19 protein-coding genes are annotated in these 18934 nt (G+C 63.7%); all 19 read right to left on the bottom strand.

All coding sequences use genetic code 11. The features are described 5' to 3' along the window. Positions 1-13: 13 nt before the first annotated feature. The gene (locus L810_RS34600; protein ID WP_042977377.1) at positions 14-1147 is read right to left on the bottom strand and encodes an acyl-CoA dehydrogenase family protein; all 1134 of its coding nucleotides are present in this window, start codon (positions 1145-1147) and stop codon (positions 14-16) included. A gap of 19 nt (positions 1148-1166) precedes the next feature. Next, positions 1167-2363 carry an acyl-CoA dehydrogenase family protein gene (locus L810_RS34595; protein ID WP_021162822.1) on the bottom strand — a complete coding sequence of 399 codons (1197 nt, stop codon included), beginning with the start codon at positions 2361-2363 and terminating at the stop codon, positions 1167-1169. Positions 2364-2466: 103 nt separating this feature from the next. After that, a complete protein-coding gene (locus L810_RS34590) occupies positions 2467-2889 on the bottom strand; it encodes a DUF1178 family protein (RefSeq protein WP_021162821.1) in 423 nt (140 codons plus the stop codon). Positions 2890-3025: 136 nt separating this feature from the next. Then, entirely contained in the window at positions 3026-3616 is a 591-nt protein-coding gene (locus tag L810_RS34585; protein WP_021162820.1) for an NUDIX domain-containing protein, read from the bottom strand. Positions 3617-3652: 36 nt separating this feature from the next. Next, the gene (locus L810_RS34580) at positions 3653-3949 is read right to left on the bottom strand and encodes a DUF2818 family protein (RefSeq protein ID WP_021162819.1); all 297 of its coding nucleotides are present in this window, start codon (positions 3947-3949) and stop codon (positions 3653-3655) included. Next, positions 3949-5403 (bottom strand): NADH-quinone oxidoreductase subunit NuoN, encoded by a 1455-nt coding sequence (nuoN, locus tag L810_RS34575; RefSeq protein ID WP_027786870.1) that lies wholly within the window; start codon positions 5401-5403, stop codon positions 3949-3951. The genes L810_RS34580 and nuoN overlap by 1 nt, the downstream gene beginning before the upstream one ends. Before the next feature lie 36 nt (positions 5404-5439). After that, positions 5440-6930, bottom strand: a complete 1491-nt coding sequence (locus L810_RS34570; RefSeq protein ID WP_021162817.1) for an NADH-quinone oxidoreductase subunit M — start codon at positions 6928-6930, stop codon at positions 5440-5442. A gap of 16 nt (positions 6931-6946) precedes the next feature. Further along, positions 6947-9001: an NADH-quinone oxidoreductase subunit L gene (nuoL, locus tag L810_RS34565; protein ID WP_021162816.1), complete on the bottom strand. Its 2055-nt coding sequence runs from the start codon at positions 8999-9001 to the stop codon at positions 6947-6949. A 17-nt stretch (positions 9002-9018) separates the two neighbouring features. After that, positions 9019-9324: an NADH-quinone oxidoreductase subunit NuoK gene (gene nuoK, locus L810_RS34560; RefSeq protein ID WP_006478272.1), complete on the bottom strand. Its 306-nt coding sequence runs from the start codon at positions 9322-9324 to the stop codon at positions 9019-9021. An 18-nt stretch (positions 9325-9342) separates the two neighbouring features. Beyond that, positions 9343-9993, bottom strand: a complete 651-nt coding sequence (locus L810_RS34555) for an NADH-quinone oxidoreductase subunit J (protein ID WP_021162815.1) — start codon at positions 9991-9993, stop codon at positions 9343-9345. 112 nt (positions 9994-10105) lie between these two features. Continuing rightward, positions 10106-10594 carry an NADH-quinone oxidoreductase subunit NuoI gene (gene nuoI, locus L810_RS34550; protein WP_009691265.1) on the bottom strand — a complete coding sequence of 163 codons (489 nt, stop codon included), beginning with the start codon at positions 10592-10594 and terminating at the stop codon, positions 10106-10108. Positions 10595-10604: 10 nt separating this feature from the next. Beyond that, on the bottom strand, positions 10605-11672 hold the full coding sequence (gene nuoH, locus L810_RS34545) for an NADH-quinone oxidoreductase subunit NuoH (protein WP_021162814.1): 1068 nt from the start codon (positions 11670-11672) through the stop codon (positions 10605-10607). Further along, positions 11673-14003 (bottom strand): NADH-quinone oxidoreductase subunit NuoG, encoded by a 2331-nt coding sequence (nuoG, locus tag L810_RS34540; protein ID WP_021162813.1) that lies wholly within the window; start codon positions 14001-14003, stop codon positions 11673-11675. A gap of 82 nt (positions 14004-14085) precedes the next feature. Then, positions 14086-15396 carry an NADH-quinone oxidoreductase subunit NuoF gene (gene nuoF / locus L810_RS34535; RefSeq protein ID WP_006478267.1) on the bottom strand — a complete coding sequence of 437 codons (1311 nt, stop codon included), beginning with the start codon at positions 15394-15396 and terminating at the stop codon, positions 14086-14088. Continuing rightward, positions 15393-15878 (bottom strand): NADH-quinone oxidoreductase subunit NuoE, encoded by a 486-nt coding sequence (gene nuoE / locus L810_RS34530; protein ID WP_006478266.1) that lies wholly within the window; start codon positions 15876-15878, stop codon positions 15393-15395. Before nuoE ends, nuoF begins: the two co-directional genes overlap by 4 nt. 185 nt (positions 15879-16063) lie before the next feature. After that, positions 16064-17317, bottom strand: coding sequence for an NADH-quinone oxidoreductase subunit D (locus L810_RS34525; protein WP_006478265.1), 1254 nt, complete (start codon positions 17315-17317; stop codon positions 16064-16066). A gap of 9 nt (positions 17318-17326) precedes the next feature. Continuing rightward, positions 17327-17929, bottom strand: a complete 603-nt coding sequence (locus L810_RS34520; protein WP_006478264.1) for an NADH-quinone oxidoreductase subunit C — start codon at positions 17927-17929, stop codon at positions 17327-17329. A 21-nt stretch (positions 17930-17950) separates the two neighbouring features. Continuing rightward, positions 17951-18430, bottom strand: coding sequence for a NuoB/complex I 20 kDa subunit family protein (locus tag L810_RS34515; protein WP_006398799.1), 480 nt, complete (start codon positions 18428-18430; stop codon positions 17951-17953). 62 nt (positions 18431-18492) lie between these two features. Then, complete coding sequence (locus L810_RS34510) at positions 18493-18852, bottom strand: NADH-quinone oxidoreductase subunit A (protein ID WP_006398798.1); 360 nt, start codon at positions 18850-18852, stop codon at positions 18493-18495. Positions 18853-18934 lie beyond the last annotated feature (82 nt).

Genomic DNA, 18934 nt, shown 5'->3' with positions numbered 1-18934 from the left:
TCGCGCGTCGCCGTCATGCCGCGTCGGCCTGCGCGAAATCGGGCAGTGCCGCGATGCGCGCAAGATGGTGATCGGTGTCGCCGAGCGTCGTCTCGATGATCGTCAGCCGCTTGAACAGGTGCGCAGCGGCGACCTCGTTGGTCACGCCCATGCCGCCGTGCAGTTGAACGGCCTGCTGGCCGACGAAACGCGCGGCGGCGCCGACACGCGCTTTCGCGGCCGACACCGCCTTGCGCCGCGCGTCCGCATCGCCGCTCGCGTAGCGTACGGCTGCCAGATAGGTCAGCGAACGTGCCTGCTCGGCATGGATCAGCATGTCGACCATCCGGTGCTGCAGTGCCTGGAAACGCGCGATCGGCATGCCGAACTGTTCGCGCGTCTTCGTGTATTCGACCGTGGCGCGGTTCAGTTCGTCGAGCGCTCCGACCGCCTCCGCGCACAGCAGGAACGTCGCGTAATCGGCAACCCGCTCGAGGGCGGCGGCGTCGCGTGCACCGCCCGTCAGCAGTCGCGCCGGCGTTTCATTGAAACCGATCGTCGCGGCACGCTGGCCGTCGATCGTCCGGTAGTCGGCCACCTTCGCATTCGCGGCATCCCGTTCGACGACGAACAGGCCGATGCCACCGCCGTCGACGCGCGCAGGCACGATCCACGCATGCGCCTGCGCGCCGTGCTGAACGACCGACTTCGTGCCCGTCAGGCGGTACGTGCCGCCCTGCTCGCGCGCATGCGTATCGAGTTCGAACAGGTCGTAGCGCGCATGCGGCTCGTGGAAAGCAACCGCAACACGTTTCTGCCCCTGCGCGACCGCCTCCAGCAACGCGGCATCCTCACCGGCACCGGAGCCGGCGATGCGCAAGGCCTCGACGCCCACCGCCGTTGCCCAGTACGGCTCGATCACGAGCGCGCGGCCGAGTTCCTGCATCACGACCAGCATGTCGACCGGGCCGCCGCCGAAGCCGCCCTGTGCGTCCGGCACGGGCAGCGCGGTCAACCCCAGTTCGGCGAACGCGCTCCATTGCGTGTCCGACACGCCCGCGTCGCTGCGCACGATGGCCTGGCGCGCTTCGAAGCCGTATTGCTCGCCGAGATAACGGCGCAGCGCGTCGGCGAACTGCTGCTGCTCATCGGTAAAGCTGAAATCCATGGTTGTCTCCGTTCCCTGATCACAGCCCCAGAATCATCTGCGCGATGATGTTCTTCTGGATCTCGTTCGAACCGCCGTAGATCGACGTCTTCCGGTAGTTGAAGTAGTACGCGGCTAGCGGCGCCGCGTCGTCGTCGCCGGCGATGCTGTGCTCGCGCTGGCCGTCGAGGAACGGAACGTCGAACGGTGCGGCGAGCGGGCCGATCGCTTCGACCATCAACTCGGTGAGCGCCTGCTGCACTTCCGTGCCCTTGATCTTCAGCATGGACGCCTCGGGGCCCGGCCCCTTCCCGCTCGTCTCGCGGCTGACGACCCGCAGCACCGTCACCTCGAGCGCCATCAGCTCGACCTCGAGCGCCGCGACCTTGGCGGCGAACACGGGATCGGCAAGCAACGGCTTGCCGTTCTTGCGCTGGTGCGACGCCACGCGCTTCAGGAACGCGAGCTCGCGCTTCGACGCGCCGACGCGCGCGATGCCGGTGCGCTCATGGCCAAGCAGGTATTTCGCGTAGGTCCAGCCGCGATTCTCGTCGCCGACGAGATTCTCGACCGGCACCTTCACGTCCTCGAAGAACACCTCGTTGACCTCGTGGTCCTCGTCGAGCATGACGATCGGCCGCACCGTGATGCCGGGCGTCTTCATGTCGATCAGCAGGAACGAGATGCCCTCCTGCTTCTTCGCGGCCGGATCGGTGCGCACGAGGCAGAACATCATGTCGGCGTACTGGCCGAGCGTCGTCCAGGTCTTCTGACCATTGACGACATAGTGATCGCCCTGGCGCTCGGCGCGCGTGCGCAACGAGGCGAGGTCGGATCCCGAACCCGGCTCCGAATAGCCCTGGCACCACCAGTCCGAGCCGTCGAGAATCCGCGGCAGATAATGACGCTTCTGCGCTTCGCTGCCGTATTTCATCAACACCGGCGCGACCATCGATACGCCGAACGGCAGCACGGTCGGCGCACCGATCCGCGCGCACTCCTCATCCCAGATGTGCCGTTGCGTCGCGTTCCAGCCCGGCCCGCCGAATTCAACCGGCCAGGCGGGCGCGGACCAGCCGCGCTGGCCGAGAATCCGGTGCCAGCTCGCGAAATCCTCGCGGTCGAGTCGTTTGTGATCGAGTACTTTGGCGCGCAGTGCGTGAGGCAGGTTGGCCTCGAGCCAGGCGCGGACGTCGACGCGGAACGCGTCGTCGGCGGGGGAATAATCCAGATCCATGCGCAGTGTCTCCTGTCGACCGGAGTTTGCGCTTCAGCGCTTACTCAGGTCCCATGCAAGGCTGACCGCAACCGTCCAGCCCGGCAAGGACCCACTGCATACGTCATTGCAGCGGTTCTTTCAGCGCGGCAGGAATCGGCAGCGGCATCACGTCGATGCCTTCTTCGGCCAAGGATTGCGCATCTTCGGGCGTCGTGACGCCGCGAATGCTGCGTGCCGGCGCCTCGTTGTAATGGATGCGCCGCGCTTCCTCGGCGAAGCGCTCGCCCACATTCTCGGTTTTCTCCAGCACCTCGCGCAGTGCACGCATCACCTGCGCCTGCATTGCGCGCGGATCGGCCGGCCGTGCCTGCGTCGCACCCGACAGATTCAGGCGCGGCGCCGACGGCAGACGGTTGACCTCGGTCGTTCCGCACACCGGGCATTCGACCAGCTTGCGGGACAACTGCGCTTCGAATTCATCGGCGGAAGCGAACCAGCCTTCGAACCGATGACCGTGCGGGCACTGCAAATCGAGGACCTTCATGCTGAATCAGGGCGTGTGGCGAGTGTAGCGCAAAAAGCGGTTTTGTGAACGATCGTGCTAATTACCGATCGCGCGACGTGGAGGCGTCGCGTCACCGGATTGTAACGCGGCGCCCCACCCGCCGCTGACGCCGCACTCAGGGCGTCAGGACCGGCCCGAGCGGCCACGTACCGGACAGCACCTTGTCGAGCCACATCGTACCGATGATCGTCTTCACGTCGGAAATCTGGCCCGTGCGCACCCATTCCTGCAGATCGGCCTGCGTCGCGGTGAAGGTCTCGAGGAACTCGCCCTCATCGAGCTTGCGCTCGCCGGCCGTCAGCCCGCGCGCCAGGTACAGGTCGATGAATTCGGTCGAGTAGGAAATGATCGGATGAATGCGGGCCAGGAACACGTACTCGCGTGCCGTGTAACCCGTTTCCTCGCGCAGTTCGCGCACCGCGCAGGCGAGCGCGCCTTCGTTCGGGTCGAGCTTGCCGGCCGGGAATTCGGCCATCACCTTGCCGATCGGGTAGCGAAACTGGTTTTCCATCAGCACGCGGCCGTCGTCGAACAGCGGGATCACCATCACCGCGCCCGGATGCTGGACGTATTCGCGCGTGGCCTTCTTGCCATCCGGCAGGCGGACGATATCGCGCTTGAGCTTGAGGAACGCGCCGTCGAAAATCGCCTCGCTCTCGAGGCAGGTTTCGGTCAGTGCGGCGTCGTGATTGGGTAGTTCGGCCATCGGCGGCTCCGGGAATGAGCGCGACGGCCGAAGCCGTCAGCGTCGTTTGACGAGATACTGGAACGTGAAGCCGGGAAACGCGAACACGACGAAAAGACTGAACGTGATCGCGTAGAACTGCCAGCCCTGTTCGAAGCGGTTGCCGGCGCGCGACTCGAGCCAGAAGCCGAGCGCGCCGACGATGAAGTACAGCACGATCAGCTCGCCGATCCGCACCCACCCGCCCTTCTTCGTCGCGCCGAACGGCACGACGGCGAAGAGGCGTTGGTTCAGGAACGGCAGGTTGGCGCAGACGAACGCCAACAGCACGATAAACCAGCCGGCTGCCGACATTACAGCGGCAGCGTGTGGCGAATTGCCTGCAGGCAGGCCGTCAGCAGCGGGCTCGGGATCAGGCCGAGCACGACGACCGCCAGGCCGTTCAGCACGAGGATCGTGCGCTTGCAGAAATCGCCCGTGATCGGCGTTGCATCCTGCGGTGCATCGAAGTACATCAGCTTCACGATGCGCAGGTAGTAGAACGCGCCGAACAGCGACGTGATCACGGCCAGCACGGCCAGCCACGTGAGGCCCGCGTTGACGGTCGCCTCGAGCACGGCGAGCTTCGCATAGAAGCCGACGGTCGGCGGGATGCCTGCCAGCGAGAACATCATGACCATCATCACGAACGCGAACACCGGGCTGCGCTTGTTCAGGCCCTTGAAGTCGTCGATCGTGTCGGCTTCGAAATCGCGGCGGGCGAGCAGCATCACCACGCCGAACGAGCCGAGCGTCGTGATCAGGTAGACGATCGCGTAGAACATCGCCGAGCTGTATGCATTCGCCGGCGCCGACGCGTCGCCCTTCACGATGCCCGCGAGCAGGCCGAGCAGCACGAAGCCCATGTTCGAGATCGCCGAGTACGCGAGCATCCGCTTGATGTTGCGCTGGACGATACCGGTGATGTTGCCGACGATCAGCGACAGCGCGGCGAGGATCACGAGCGCGGTCTGCCAGTTCTGCGCGAGCGGCAGCAGGCCCATCACCAGGAAGCGCAGGCCCCACGCGAACGCGGCAACCTTCGGGCCGCCGCCGACGAACAGCGTCATCGCGGTCGGTGCGCCCTGGTAGACATCCGGGACCCACATGTGGAACGGCACGGCGCCGAGCTTGAACGCGATACCGGCGACGATGAAGACCACGCCGAACATCAGCACGGCTGCGTCGGTGTTGCCGCCGACCGCCTTGTACACCTCGCCCAGCTCGAGCGAGCCGGTCGCGCCGTACAGCATCGAGATGCCGTACAGCACGAAGCCCGACGCGAGCGCGCCCAGCACGTAGTACTTCATCGCGGCTTCGCTCGACTGCGCGGCGTCGCGGCGCAGTGCGATGACTGCGTACAGCGACAGCGACATCAGTTCGAGACCGAGGTACAGCGTCAGGAAGTTGTTGCCCGACACCATGACCAGCTGGCCGAGCAGCGAGAACATGCCGAGCAGGAACACGTCGCCGCGGAACATGTCGCGATCCTCGAGGTACTTGCGCGAATAAACGAGCGAGACCGCGAAACCGAACGACACGACGGCCTTCATCGTGCTCGCGAACGAGTCGACGACGACCATCTTCGAGAAGAAGTAGTACTGCTGCGGGTCGAGTGCCTGCACCGCGAACCACACGCCGGCGACGACCGACGAAACAACCGCGATCAGGTAAGTCAGGCGGCGGCCGGAAGCACCGGTAAAGGTGTCGTTCAGCCATGCGACGACGATGGCGGCCATCACCAGCGCGTCAGGCAACAGGACATTCATAGGAGCGTTCATGATCTTGATTTCCTCCGCTCGCGATTACTGCGCCAGCGGCAGCTTGGACTGCGCGACATGGGAGAGGAGGTTTTCCACGGAAACGTGCATCACGTCGGTGAAAGGCTTCGGATACAGGCCCATCAGCAGCGTGAACGCGGCGAGCACGGCCAGCATCAGGAATTCGCGACGGCCGATGTCCTTCAGCTTGGCAACGTGATCGTTCGCCACCGCGCCGAAGTACACGCGCTTGTACATCCACAGCGTGTAAGCAGCGCCGAGGATCAGCGTGAACGCCGCGCCGAATGCGATCCAGAAGTTGTACTGGACGGCCGCGAGAATCACCATGAACTCGCCGACGAAACCCGACGTGCCCGGCAGGCCGCAGTTGGCCATCGAGAACAGCATCGCGAACGCCGCGAACTTCGGCATCACGTTGACGACGCCACCGTAATCGGCGATCTGGCGCGAGTGCACGCGGTCGTACAGCACGCCGATGCAGAGGAACATCGCGCCCGACACGAAGCCGTGCGAGATCATCTGGATGATCGCGCCTTCGACGCCGAGCTGGTTGAAGATGAAGAAGCCGAGCGTGACGAAGCCCATGTGCGCGATCGACGAATACGCGACCAGCTTCTTCATGTCGGCCTGCACCATCGCGACGAGGCCGATGTAGATCACCGCGATCAGCGACAGCGTGATCACGACGGGGGCCAGGAAGTGGCTCGCGTCAGGCGTGATCGGCAGCGAGAAGCGCAGGAAACCGTACGCGCCGAGCTTCAGCATGATCGCGGCCAGCACGACCGAGCCGCCCGTCGGCGCTTCCACGTGCGCGTCCGGCAGCCACGTGTGCACCGGCCACATCGGCACCTTCACCGCGAACGCGAGGAAGAACGCGATGAACAGCAGGATCTGTGGCGTCATCGCGATCTTGGCGTTCTGCCACGTCGCGAGGTCGAACGAATGCGTTTCCGTATACAGGTAGATCAGCGCGACCAGCATCAGCAGCGAGCCGGCCAGCGTGTACAGGAAGAACTTGAATGCCGCATACACGCGGTTCGGGCCGCCCCACACGCCGATGATGATGTACATCGGGATCAGGGTCGCTTCGAAGAACACGTAGAACAGCAGGCCGTCGGCCGCCGAGAAGACGCCGATCATGATCCCGGACAGGATCAGGAACGCCGCGAGGTACTGCGCGACATTCTCGGTGATGACTTCCCATGCGGCGATCACGACGATCACCGTGATCAGCGCGGTCAGCACGACGAACCACATCGAGATGCCGTCGACGCCGAGGTGATACGCGATGTCGAAGCGCTCGATCCAGGTCGACTTCTCGACGAACTGCAGCGCAGCCGTGCTCGAATCGAAGCCCGTGATCAGCGGGATCGTGACCGCGAGGCCGAGCAGCGAACCGATCAGCGCGATCCAGCGGGCCGTCCCCGGATTTTTGTCATTACCCACCGCAAGCACAAGGAGGCCGAAAACGATCGGCAGCCAGATCGCGGTACTGAGAATCGGAAAAGCGTGCATTAAGTTGTCCCCCGCCTTATTTGCCGCCGAGCGTTACAAACAGGGTCAGGAGCCCCAGCATGCCGATGATCATGGCGAACGCGTAGTGATAGATGTAACCGGATTGGAGGAAGCGGATCACGCTGGCGAACCAGCCGATGAACCGGGCGCTGCCGTTGACGAGGCCGTCGATCACGACGACGTCACCTTCCTTCCACAGGCCGCGGCCGATCGCCACCGAACCACGGGCGAACACCACTTCGTTGATCTTGTCCATGTAGTACTTGTTGTCCAGCAGCGTGTAGATCGGGCCGAACGCGCGGCGGATCGACGCCGGCAGATCCGGACGCTTCAGGTACAGGAACCAGGCGACAACGACACCGGCGAGCGCGAGCCAGACCGGCAGACCCGACACCGAGTGCAGGCCCATGCCCACCCAGCCGTGGAACTCCTCGGCCATCTCGGCCAGCGCCGGGTGGTTCTCTCCGATGAAGATCACCTTGTCGAATGCAACGCCGTGCTGGAAGAAGTCGCCGAACAGCATCGGGCCGACCGCGATCGCACCGATGATCACCGACGGGATCGCCAGCAGGACCAGCGGCACCCACACGACCCACGGGGTCTCGTGCGGTTCGTGCGCGTGGTCGTCGTGACCATGGCCATGACCGTGGTCGTCGTGGCCGTGCGCGGCCGCCATGCCCATCGGCGATTCCGGATGCTTCGGCTTGCGGAAGCGCTCTTCACCGTGGAACACCAGGAAATACATGCGGAACGAGTACAGCGCCGTGACGAACACGCTCGCGACGACCGCGAAGTACGCGAAGCCCGAACCCGGCAGGTGCGAAAGCTTCACCGCGTCGATGATCGAGTCCTTCGAGTAGAAGCCCGAGAAGAACGGCGTACCGATCAGCGCGAGCGAACCGATGAGCGACGTGATCCACGTGATCGGCATGTACTTGCGCAGGCCGCCCATGTTGCGGATGTCCTGGTCGTGGTGCATGCCCATGATGACCGAGCCGGCGCCGAGGAACAGCAGCGCCTTGAAGAACGCGTGCGTCATCAGGTGGAACAACGCGACCGGGTACGCGGACACGCCGAGCGCGACCGTCATGTAGCCGAGCTGCGACAGCGTCGAATAGGCGACCACCCGCTTGATGTCGTTCTGGATGATGCCGAGGAAGCCCATGAACAGCGCCGTGATCGCGCCGATCACCGTGACGAACGACAGCGCGGTATCCGACAGTTCGAACAGCGGCGACATGCGCGACACCATGAAGATGCCGGCCGTCACCATCGTCGCCGCGTGAATCAGCGCCGAGATCGGGGTCGGGCCTTCCATCGAGTCCGGCAGCCACACGTGCAGCGGGAACTGTGCCGACTTACCCATCGCGCCGATGAACAGGCAGATACAGGCCACGGTCAGCAGGCCCCAGTCGGTGCCCGGGAAGTGCAGGCTCGCGAGTTCCGCGCGCTTCGCGAACACTTCGCCGTAGTTCATCGAGCCGGCGAATGCGAGCAGCAGGCCGATGCCGAGCAGGAAGCCGAAGTCGCCCACGCGGTTCACGAGGAACGCCTTCATGTTCGCGTAGATCGCGCTCTCACGCGTGAAGTAGAAGCCGATCAGCAGGTACGACACCAGACCCACCGCTTCCCAGCCGAAGAACAGCTGCAGGAAGTTGTTGCTCATCACGAGCATCAGCATCGAGAACGTGAACAGCGAGATGTACGAGAAGAAGCGCTGGTAGCCGTCTTCTTCCGCCATGTAGCCGATCGTGTACACGTGCACCATCAGCGAGACGAAGGTCACGACGACCATCATCATCGCGGTCAGCGAATCGACGAGGAAGCCGACTTCGAGCTTCAGCGAGCCGACGTTCATCCATTCGTAGACGGTCGCGTTGAAGCTTGCGCCGCCCATCACGTCGAAGAAGACTTTCGCCGACAGGAGGAACGCGATCATTACGCCGAGGATCGTGATCCGGTGTGCGCCCTTGCGCCCGACTGCGTTCCCGAACAGCCCCGCAATCAGCGAGCCGGCCAGCGGAGCGAGCGGAATCGCCAGCAGCAGGTTTTCATTGAGTGTCGTTGACATAACAGCGTTGCCTGAAATTAACCTTTGAGCTGATCGAGATCCTCGACATTGATCGTGTCGAGCTTACGGAACAGGGTCACCAGAATCGCGAGGCCGATCGCGGCTTCCGCTGCGGCGACCGTCAGCACGAAGAACACGAAGATCTGGCCGTGCACATCGCCGAGGTAGTGCGAAAACGCGACGAAGTTGGTATTCACCGCCAGCAGCATCAGTTCGATCGACATCAGGATGATGATGACGTTGCGGCGGTTCAGGAAGATCCCGACGATCGCGATCGCAAAGAGGATCGCGCCGAGCACGAGGTAATGAGCAAGAGTCAGCATGGTTTTCGTTTCCTCCGCTTAGCCGTTGGTGCCCGAACCGGCTTCGCTCTGCGCCGTTTCCGGCTGCGGCTTGTCCGCTTCCATCTTCACGAGGCGCACACGGTCGTTGCGGCGCACCTTGACCTGATCCGACACGCGCTGGCGCTTGCTGTCCTTGCCCTTGCGCTCGGTCAGCCCGATCGCGGCAATGATCGCGACCAGCAGCACGAGGCCGGCGATTTCAAACGCGAAGATGTAGTCGGTGTAGATCACCTTGCCGATCAGTCGCGTGTTCGACCAGTTGGCCATCTCGCCCGTCGCCATCGCATGCACCGTCTGCGTGTCGCCGTAGCCGCGCCACAGGATCAGCGCGGTTTCGATCACGATGATCGCGCCGACCACGGTCGCCATCGGGACGAAGCGCTTGAAGTCGCGGCGCAGGTAGTCGATGTTGATGTCCAGCATCATCACGACGAACAGGAACAGCACCATCACGGCGCCCACGTAGACCAGCACCAGCAGGATCGCGAGGAACTCCGCTTCCAGCAGCATCCAGATCGCGGCGGCGTTGAAGAACGCCAGCACAAGGAAAAGCGCAGACGCCACCGGGTTGCGCGAAGTGATCACCTTCAGCCCTGATACCACCAGGAGCAGCGCGAAGATGTAGAACAGTACGGTCGTGAATTCCATGATTACCGGTTCATCGTTAGGCCATAGTCAGGCGCGGCTTGCGGGACGCTCTCGCGTGCCGCACCCGTCGCGGCGGCTCGGCCCAGGCTTCGGGCCGGCACTGCAAACACAATCAACGATACGGCGCGTCGGCAGCCTTCGCCGCGGCGATGTCCTTCTCGTAGCGATCGCCCACCGCGAGCAGCATTTCCTTCGTGAAATACAGGTCGCCGCGCTTTTCGCCGTGGTACTCGAGAATCTGCGTCTCGACGATCGAATCGACCGGGCAGCTCTCTTCGCAGAAACCGCAGAAGATGCACTTCGTCAGGTCGATGTCGTAGCGCGTCGTGCGGCGCGTGTTGTCCGCGCGCGTTTCCGATTCGATCGTGATCGCCATTGCGGGGCACACGGCCTCGCAGAGCTTGCACGCGATGCAGCGCTCTTCGCCGTTTTCATAGCGGCGCAGCGCATGCAGCCCGCGGAAGCGCGGCGAAATCGGGGTCTTCTCTTCCGGGAACTGCACGGTGAACTTGCGCTTGAACGTGTAACGACCGGTCAGCGCGAGCCCCTTCAGCAGCTCGGTCAGGAAGAAAGTCTTAAAGAAGTGTTGGATAGCCGTCATGATTTCGTCCTTACTTCACCCAGATGTTCAGCGGCGACATCATCCAGCAGCCGACCACGACCACCCAGACCACCGTGACGGGCAGGAACACCTTCCAGCCCAGACGCATGATCTGGTCGTAACGGTAGCGCGGGAACGTCGCGCGGACCCAGATGAACACCGACAGCAGTGCGAAGACCTTCAGCACCAGCCAGAAGATGCCCGGGATGAACGACAGGAATTCGAACGGGGCGTCCCAGCCACCGAGGAACAGCGTCGCAGCCAGCGCCGAGATCACGATCATGTTGATGTACTCGGCGAGGAAGAACAGCGCGAACGCCATGCCCGAGTAATCGATCATGTGACCGGCAACGATTTCCGACTCCCCTTCCACCACGTCGAACGGGTGGCGGTTCGTTTCGGCGATGCCCGAAATGAAGTAGACGACGAACGCCGGCAGCAGCGGCAGCCAGTTCCACGACAGAAAGTTCACGCCGTGGCCGGCGAAGAAACCGTGCTGTTGCGAACCCACGATTTCCGACAGGTTCAGGCTGCCGGCCGTCATCAGCACCAGCACCAGCGCGAAGCCCATCGAGATTTCGTACGACACCATCTGTGCCGCGGCGCGCATCGCGCCGAGGAACGCGTACTTCGAGTTCGATGCCCAGCCCGCGAGAATCACCGCATACACGCCGATCGACGAAATCGCCATCGCGTACAGCAGGCCCGCGTTCACGTTCGCGAGGACCGCTTCGGCCTGGAACGGGATCACGGCCCACACGGCGAATGCCGGCACGACGGTCATCACCGGCGCGATCAGGTACAGCCAGCGGCTGGCGGCGCTCGGCTGAATGACTTCCTTCAGCAGCAGCTTCAGCACGTCGGCGATCGGCTGCAGCAGGCCGCCGGGGCCGACGCGGTTCGGGCCGAGACGCACGTGCATCCAGCCGATCAGCTTGCGTTCCCACAGAATCAGGTACGCGACGCACAGCAGGATGACGACGGAGACGACGAGGATGCGCACGACGGCCCACACCGTCGGCCATGCGAAGCCGAGAAGCTGGGACCCGCCCGCGTTGATCGTATCGAACAAGCTCATTTACGCCTTCTCCACCACCAGTTCACCGGACAGGCTGCCGAGCGCTGCGCCGGCAGGCGTTGCCGCCGACACGCGAACGACCGTCTCCGCAAGATTCGCGTCGCGCACGGCCGGCAACTGCACCGCACGCTCGCCCTGGCGCACGCGCACCGCGTCGCCTTCCTTCAAGCCCAGCTTGTCGAACAGCGCGGCCGGCAGGGCTGCGGCATTCGCCGCCTTCGCGGCGGCCGTCAGGTGCAGCGCACCTGCGCGGCGCACGAGCGCGTCGGCGTGATAGATCGGCACATCGGCCAGGCGCTCGAAACCACCGTTCGCGGCATTCGCCGCGGCGCGCACCGGCGCGACCGACGTCTGGTTCGACAGGCGGCCCGCGACGCCGGCATCGCCGAGCGCGGCAAGACGCACTTCTTCAGCGGTCTCGTATTCGAAGTTCGGCAGGCCGAGCAGGCTGCCGAGCACGCGCAGCACCTTCCAGCCCGGACGCGTATCGCCGAGCGGGCGCACGACGCCATTGAAGCTCTGCACCGTGCCTTCGGCGTTGACGAACGTACCGGCCGTTTCGGTGAACGGCGCAACCGGCAGCAGCACGTCGGCGTAGTCGAGACCGTGCTTGAACGGCGACATCACGACGACCATTTCCGCCTGGTTCAGCGCGGCCAGTGCCTGCGCCGGATCGGCGGTATCGAATTCCGGCTCGACGTTCAGCAGCACGTAGCCCTTGCGCGGCTGCGCGAACGCTTCACGTGCGTTCAGGCCGCCTTCGCCCGGCAGTGCGCCGACGACGTGCGCGCCGACCGTGTTCGCCGCTTCCGTCAGGAAACCGAACGTGGCGCCGGTGTTGTCGGCGATCCACTTGGCGACAGCGTGCAGCTTCGCGAATTCCGGATGGCGGACCGCGACGTTGCCGAGCAGCACCGCACGGCGTTCGCCGTTCGCGAGCGACTGGGCGACAGCTTGCGCGGCCGGCGATGCGGTGACGCCTGCGAGGGCGTCGGGCAGCGCGACGCCGCGCAGTTGCGCGACCGCGGCAGCGATGCCGGCCAGCTCGTCGAGCCATGCGGACGGCGCGGCAACGATGCGTTGCGCGGTCGGGATCAGTGCATCGTCACCGGTCGCGTGCAGGAAGTGCAGCTTCGCGCCGTTCTTCGCGGCCTGACGCAGGCGGGCGGCAAACAGCGGGTGGTCGCGGCGCAGGAACGAACCGACGACGAACGCGGCGTCCACGTTCGACAGGTCGGCGATCGGCATGCCGAGCCACGGTGCGCCCTGGACCGGCGCCGAGAAATCCTGCTGACGCAGACGGAAATCGACGTTCGGCGTCTTCAGTTCGCTGGCGAGCTGCTTCACGAGGAACAGCTCTTCGGCGGTGCTGTGCGCGCTCGCGAGCATCGCCAGCGCGTTCGCGCCGTGATCCGCGGCGATGCCCTTCAGGCCCTTCGCGACGTATTCGAGCGCGGTCTGCCAGTCGGTTTCGATCCACTGGCCGCCCTGCTTCAGCATCGGCTTCGTCAGGCGCTCTTCGCTGTTGAGGCCTTCATACGAGAAGCGGTCCTTGTCCGAGATCCAGCATTCGTTGATCGCTTCGTTCTCGAACGGCAGCACGCGCATCACGCGGTTGTTCTTCACCTGCACGACGAGGTTCGCGCCAACGGAATCGTGCGGGCTCACCGACTTGCGGCGCGACAGTTCCCACGTACGGGCGCTGTAGCGGAACGGCTTGCTGGTCAGCGCGCCGACCGGGCACAGGTCGATCATGTTGCCCGACATTTCGGAATCGACCGTCTTGCCGACGAACGTCGTGATTTCCGAGTGCTCGCCGCGGCCCAGCATGCCGAACTCCATCACGCCGGCGATTTCCTGGCCGAAGCGGACGCAGCGCGTGCAGTGGATGCAGCGCGACATCTCTTCCATCGAGATCAGCGGGCCCACGTTCTTGTGGAACACCACGCGCTTTTCTTCCGAGTAGCGCGACGACGACTTGCCGTAGCCGACCGCCAGATCCTGCAGCTGGCATTCGCCGCCCTGATCGCAGATCGGGCAGTCGAGCGGATGGTTGATGAGGAGGAATTCCATCACCGACTGCTGCGCCTTCACGGCCTTGTCGGATTGCGTGTGGACGATCATGCCGGCCGACACGGGAGTCGCGCAGGCAGGCACGGCCTTCGGCATCTTCTCGACTTCGACGAGACACATCCGGCAGTTGGCCGCAACCGACAGTTTCTTGTGATAGCAGAAGTGAGGAATGTACGTATCCGCCTTGTGCGCAGCCTGGATCACCATGCTGCCTTCGGGCACCTCGACCTTCTTGCCGTCTATTTCAAGTTCAACCATGATGGTGAATGGTCCTTAACCTATTTCCGCCCGTTCGCGCCTTCGCCCGACCGTGCGCTCAAATTCCGCAACCGGGTTCGCTTCAGGCTGCCGCCGCGTGCGCGTGGCCGCCGACCATGCAGTGCTTGTGCTCGACGTGGTACGCGAATTCGTCCCAGTAGTGCTTGAGCATCCCGCGTACCGGCATCGCCGCCGCATCGCCGAGTGCACAGATCGTGCGGCCCATGATGTTCTCGGCCACCGAGTTCAGCAGGTCCAGATCTTCCTGGCGCCCTTCGCCGTGCTCGATACGGTTCACGACGCGATACAGCCAGCCGGTGCCTTCGCGGCACGGCGTGCACTGGCCGCACGATTCCTCGTAGTAGAAGTACGACAGGCGCAGCAGCGATCGCACCATGCAGCGCGTCTCGTCCATCACGATCACCGCGCCGGAACCGAGCATCGAGCCCGCCTTCGCGATCGAATCGTAGTCGAGATCCGTCTGCATCATGATGTCGCCCGGGATCACCGGTGCCGACGACCCGCCCGGAATCACGGCCTTGATCTTCTTGCCGCCGCGCATCCCGCCGGCGAGCTCCATCAGCGTCGCGAACGGCGTGCCGAGCGGCACTTCGTAGTTGCCCGGACGCTCGACGTCGCCGGACACCGAGAAAATCTTCGTGCCGCCGTTGTTCGGCTTGCCGATCTCGAGGTAATTCTGCGGCCCGATGGACAGCAGGAACGGCACCGCGGCGAACGTCTCGGTGTTGTTGATCGTGGTCGGCTTGCCGTACACGCCGAAGCTCGCCGGGAACGGCGGCTTGAAGCGCGGCTGGCCCTTCTTGCCTTCGAGCGACTCGAGCAGCGCCGTTTCCTCGCCGCAGATGTACGCGCCGTAACCGTGGTGCGCGTGCAGCTGGAACGAGAATTCCGAGCCCATGATGTTGTCGCCGAGGAAACCCGCTGCACGCGCTTCATCGAGCGCGGCCTCGAAGCGTCGATACACTTCGAAGATTTCGCCGTGGATGTAGTTGTAGCCGACCGTGATGCCCATCGCGTATGCGCCGATGGCCATGCCTTCGATCAGCGCGTGCGGGTTCCAGCGCAGGATGTCGCGATCCTTGAACGTGCCCGGCTCGCCTTCGTCCGAGTTGCAGACGAGGTACTTCTGCCCCGGGAACTGACGCGGCATGAAGCTCCACTTCAGGCCGGTCGGAAAACCCGCACCGCCGCGGCCGCGCAGGCCCGACGCCTTGACGTCGGCGATCACCTGCTCGGGCGGAATCTTTTCTTCGAGAATGCGGCGCAGCTGCTTGTAGCCGCCGCGCGCGACGTAATCTTCGAGATGCCAGTTCTCGCCGTTCAGACCAGCGAGGATCAGCGGTTTGATGTGACGGTCGTGAAGGGACGTCATTTCGAGAGCTCCTCAAGCAGCTGGTCGATCTTCTCGCGGCTCATGAAGCTGCACATTCTGTGATTGTTCACCAGCAGCACCGGCGCATCGCCGCACGAGCCCATGCATTCGCCTTCCTTCAGCGTGAACTTGCCGTCGGGCGTGGTCTCGCCGAAGCCGATGCCCAGCTTCTGTTTCAGGTAGTCGGCAGTCGCTTCCGCGCCGCCGTGCGGGCCGAGCTGGCACGGCAGGTTCGTGCAGAGCGTGATCTTGTGCTTGCCGACCGGTTTGAGCTCGTACATCGTGTAGAACGTCGCGACTTCCTGCACGGCGACGGCCGGCATGCCGAGATAGTCCGCGACGAACTGCATCAGTTCGGGCGACAGCCAGCCGTGCTCTTCCTGAGCAACGGCCAACGCCGACATCACGGCGGACTGTTTCTGATCGGCGGGATACTTCGTCAACGCTCGATCGATTTCCTTCAGGCCTTCAGCTGAGATCATTTTCAGACACGACTCTTTCAATTCCTACCGAACGAACAACCTGCCGCACACTGGGGTGCATGGACGGCAGACCTGGCGCTCACTCTGTTGACAGCTTGCGAAGCCGCGCCGGTTCAGCGCATGCAGCATGTGACTTCGCGTGTGACTTACCGCTCGCCGCCCGCGACAAACGGGCGGCGCAACCATTAGCGATCGATTTCGCCGAACACGATGTCCTGCGTACCGATGATCGTGACGGCGTCGGCGATCATGTGACCGCGCGCCATTTCGTCGAGCGACGCCAGGTGCGCGAAACCCGGCGCGCGAATCTTGAGGCGATACGGCTTGTTGGCACCGTCCGACACGAGGTAGATGCCGAACTCGCCCTTCGGATGCTCGACCGCCGCGTACGCTTCGCCTTCCGGCACATGGAAACCTTCGGTGAAGAGCTTGAAGTGGTGAATCAAGTCTTCCATGTTGGTCTTCATGCCGACGCGCGACGGCGGTGCAACCTTGTGATTGTCGGTCATCACCGGGCCCGGATTCTTGCGGAGCCACTCAATACACTGTTTCGCGATGCGGATCGACTGGCGCATTTCTTCGACGCGAACCAGGTAGCGGTCGTAGCAATCGCCGTTCACGCCGACCGGCACGTCGAAATCCATGCGATCGTACACTTCGTACGGCTGCTTCTTGCGCAGGTCCCAGGCGATGCCCGAGCCGCGCAGCATCGGGCCCGTCAGGCCCATCTGCAGCGCACGCTCCGGGCTGACCACGCCGATCCCGACCAGACGCTGCTTCCAGATCCGGTTATCGGTGAGCAGCGTTTCGTATTCGTCGACGCACTTCGGGAAGCGCGTGAAGAAGTCGTCGATGAAATCGAGCACCGAGCCACTGCGCGCTTCGTTCATCTTCGCGAGCGCCTTCTCGTTGCGAATCTTCGACGCCTTGTATTGCGGCATTGCGTCAGGCAGGTCGCGGTAGACGCCGCCCGGACGGTAGTACGCCGCGTGCATCCGGGCACCGGACACCGCTTCGTACACGTCCATCAGGTCTTCGCGCTCGCGGAATGCGTACAGGAACACCGCCATCGCGCCAACGTCGAGTGCGTGCGCGCCGATCCACATCAGGTGGTTCAGCACGCGCGTGATCTCGTCGAACAGCACGCGGATGTACTGGGCGCGCTCAGGCACTTCGATGCCGAGCAGCTTTTCGATCGCGAGCACGTAGCCGTGCTCGTTGACCATCATCGACACGTAGTCGAGACGGTCCATGTACGGCACGGACTGGATGAAAGTCTTGGATTCCGCGAGCTTTTCCGTCGCGCGGTGCAGCAGGCCGATGTGCGGATCGGCACGCTGAATGACTTCGCCGTCGAGCTCGAGCACGAGGCGCAGCACGCCGTGCGCTGCCGGGTGCTGCGGGCCGAAGTTGAGCGTGTAGTTCTTGATTTCTGCCATGACGCCCCCTTAATGTTTCAGACCGCCATAGCGATCCTCGCGGATCACGCGCGGCGTGATTTCGCGCGGCTCGATCGTCACCGGCTGGTACACGACCCGCTTCTCTTCCGGGTCGTAACGCATTTCGACGTAGCCCGACACCGGGAAGTCCTTGCGGAACGGGTGGCCGATGAAGCCGTAGTCGGTGAGGATGCGGCGCAGGTCGGGGTGGCCTTCGAACACGATGCCGTACAGGTCGAACGCTTCGCGCTCGTACCAGTTCGCGGACGTCCAGATGTCGACCAGCGATGCCACGATCGGCAGGTCGTCGTCCGGCGCGAATGCGCGCAGGCGCAGACGCCAGTTGTTCGTGACCGACAGCAGGTGCGACACGGCCGCGAAACGCGGGCCGTCGTAGGCGCCGTCGCCGAAGGTCTGGTAGTCGACGCCGCACAGGTCGATCAGCTGCTCGAAACGGAGCTTCGGATCGTCGCGCAGCGTCTTTGCGACTTCGAGGTAATCGCTCGCCTTCACGACGAGCGTCAGTTCACCGATCGCTTCGGTGAGGCTCACCACGCGCGCGCCGAGCGCGGCTTCGAGGTTTGCCTTGAGGGTCTCGATTTTGCTTGCCATATTGAGGGGACGCTCGGGGCTTTATTGACGGGCGATGGTATTGGTGCGGCGGATCTTCGCCTGAAGCTGGATCACGCCGTAGACCAGCGCCTCGGCCGTGGGCGGACAGCCCGGCACGTAGACGTCGACCGGTACGATCCGGTCGCAGCCGCGAACCACCGAGTACGAGTAGTGGTAGTAGCCACCGCCGTTCGCGCACGATCCCATCGAGATCACCCAGCGCGGCTCGGCCATCTGGTCGTACACGCGGCGCAGCGCGGGCGCCATCTTGTTGCAGAGCGTGCCGGCGACGATCATCACGTCCGACTGGCGCGGGCTCGGGCGGAACACGACGCCGAACCGGTCCAAGTCGTAACGGGCCGCGCCCGCATGCATCATTTCGACGGCGCAACACGCGAGCCCGAACGTCATCGGCCACAGCGAGCCGGTACGCGTCCAGTTGATCAGCTTGTCAGCCGTCGTGGTGACAAACCCTTCCTTCAAGACCCCTTCGATACTCATTTGCTTTCCACTCCAGACGAGCGACCGAGCGTGGCCGCCCATGCAAACCGGCGATTAACCCATCACTCCCAGTCGAGGCCGCCTTTCTTCCAGATATAGGCAAAGCCCAGCAGGAATTCGAGCAGAAAAATCATCATTGCGATGAAACCCGGCCAGCCGATATCCCGGAGCGCGACGCCCCACGGAAACAGGAATGCGGTTTCGAGATCGAAGATGATGAATAGGATGGCGACGAGGTAGTACCGGACGTCGAATTTCATCCGGGCGTCTTCAAAGGCTTCGAAGCCGCACTCGTACGGTGCGTTCTTCTCGACGTCCGGCTTGTTGGGACCAAGGAGCTTGCCGATGCTGACCAGCGCTATACCTAAACCAGTGCCCACGAGGAGGAACAACAAGACGGGGTAATAGGCTGCGAGGTTCAAGGCAATCCTCTATCGGTTGGTTCTGAGCGTCCGGAGAATACCACTTCCGGCGGAAGGAATCATTTCGGAGTGCACGCGATCG

Origin of the sequence: Burkholderia sp. AU4i (genome assembly GCF_000466765.1) — a bacterium.
Classification (GTDB): domain Bacteria; phylum Pseudomonadota; class Gammaproteobacteria; order Burkholderiales; family Burkholderiaceae; genus Burkholderia; species Burkholderia cepacia.
The sequence above is the reverse complement of the archived record's forward strand: the minus strand, read 5'-3'. Positions and strand labels throughout refer to the sequence as shown.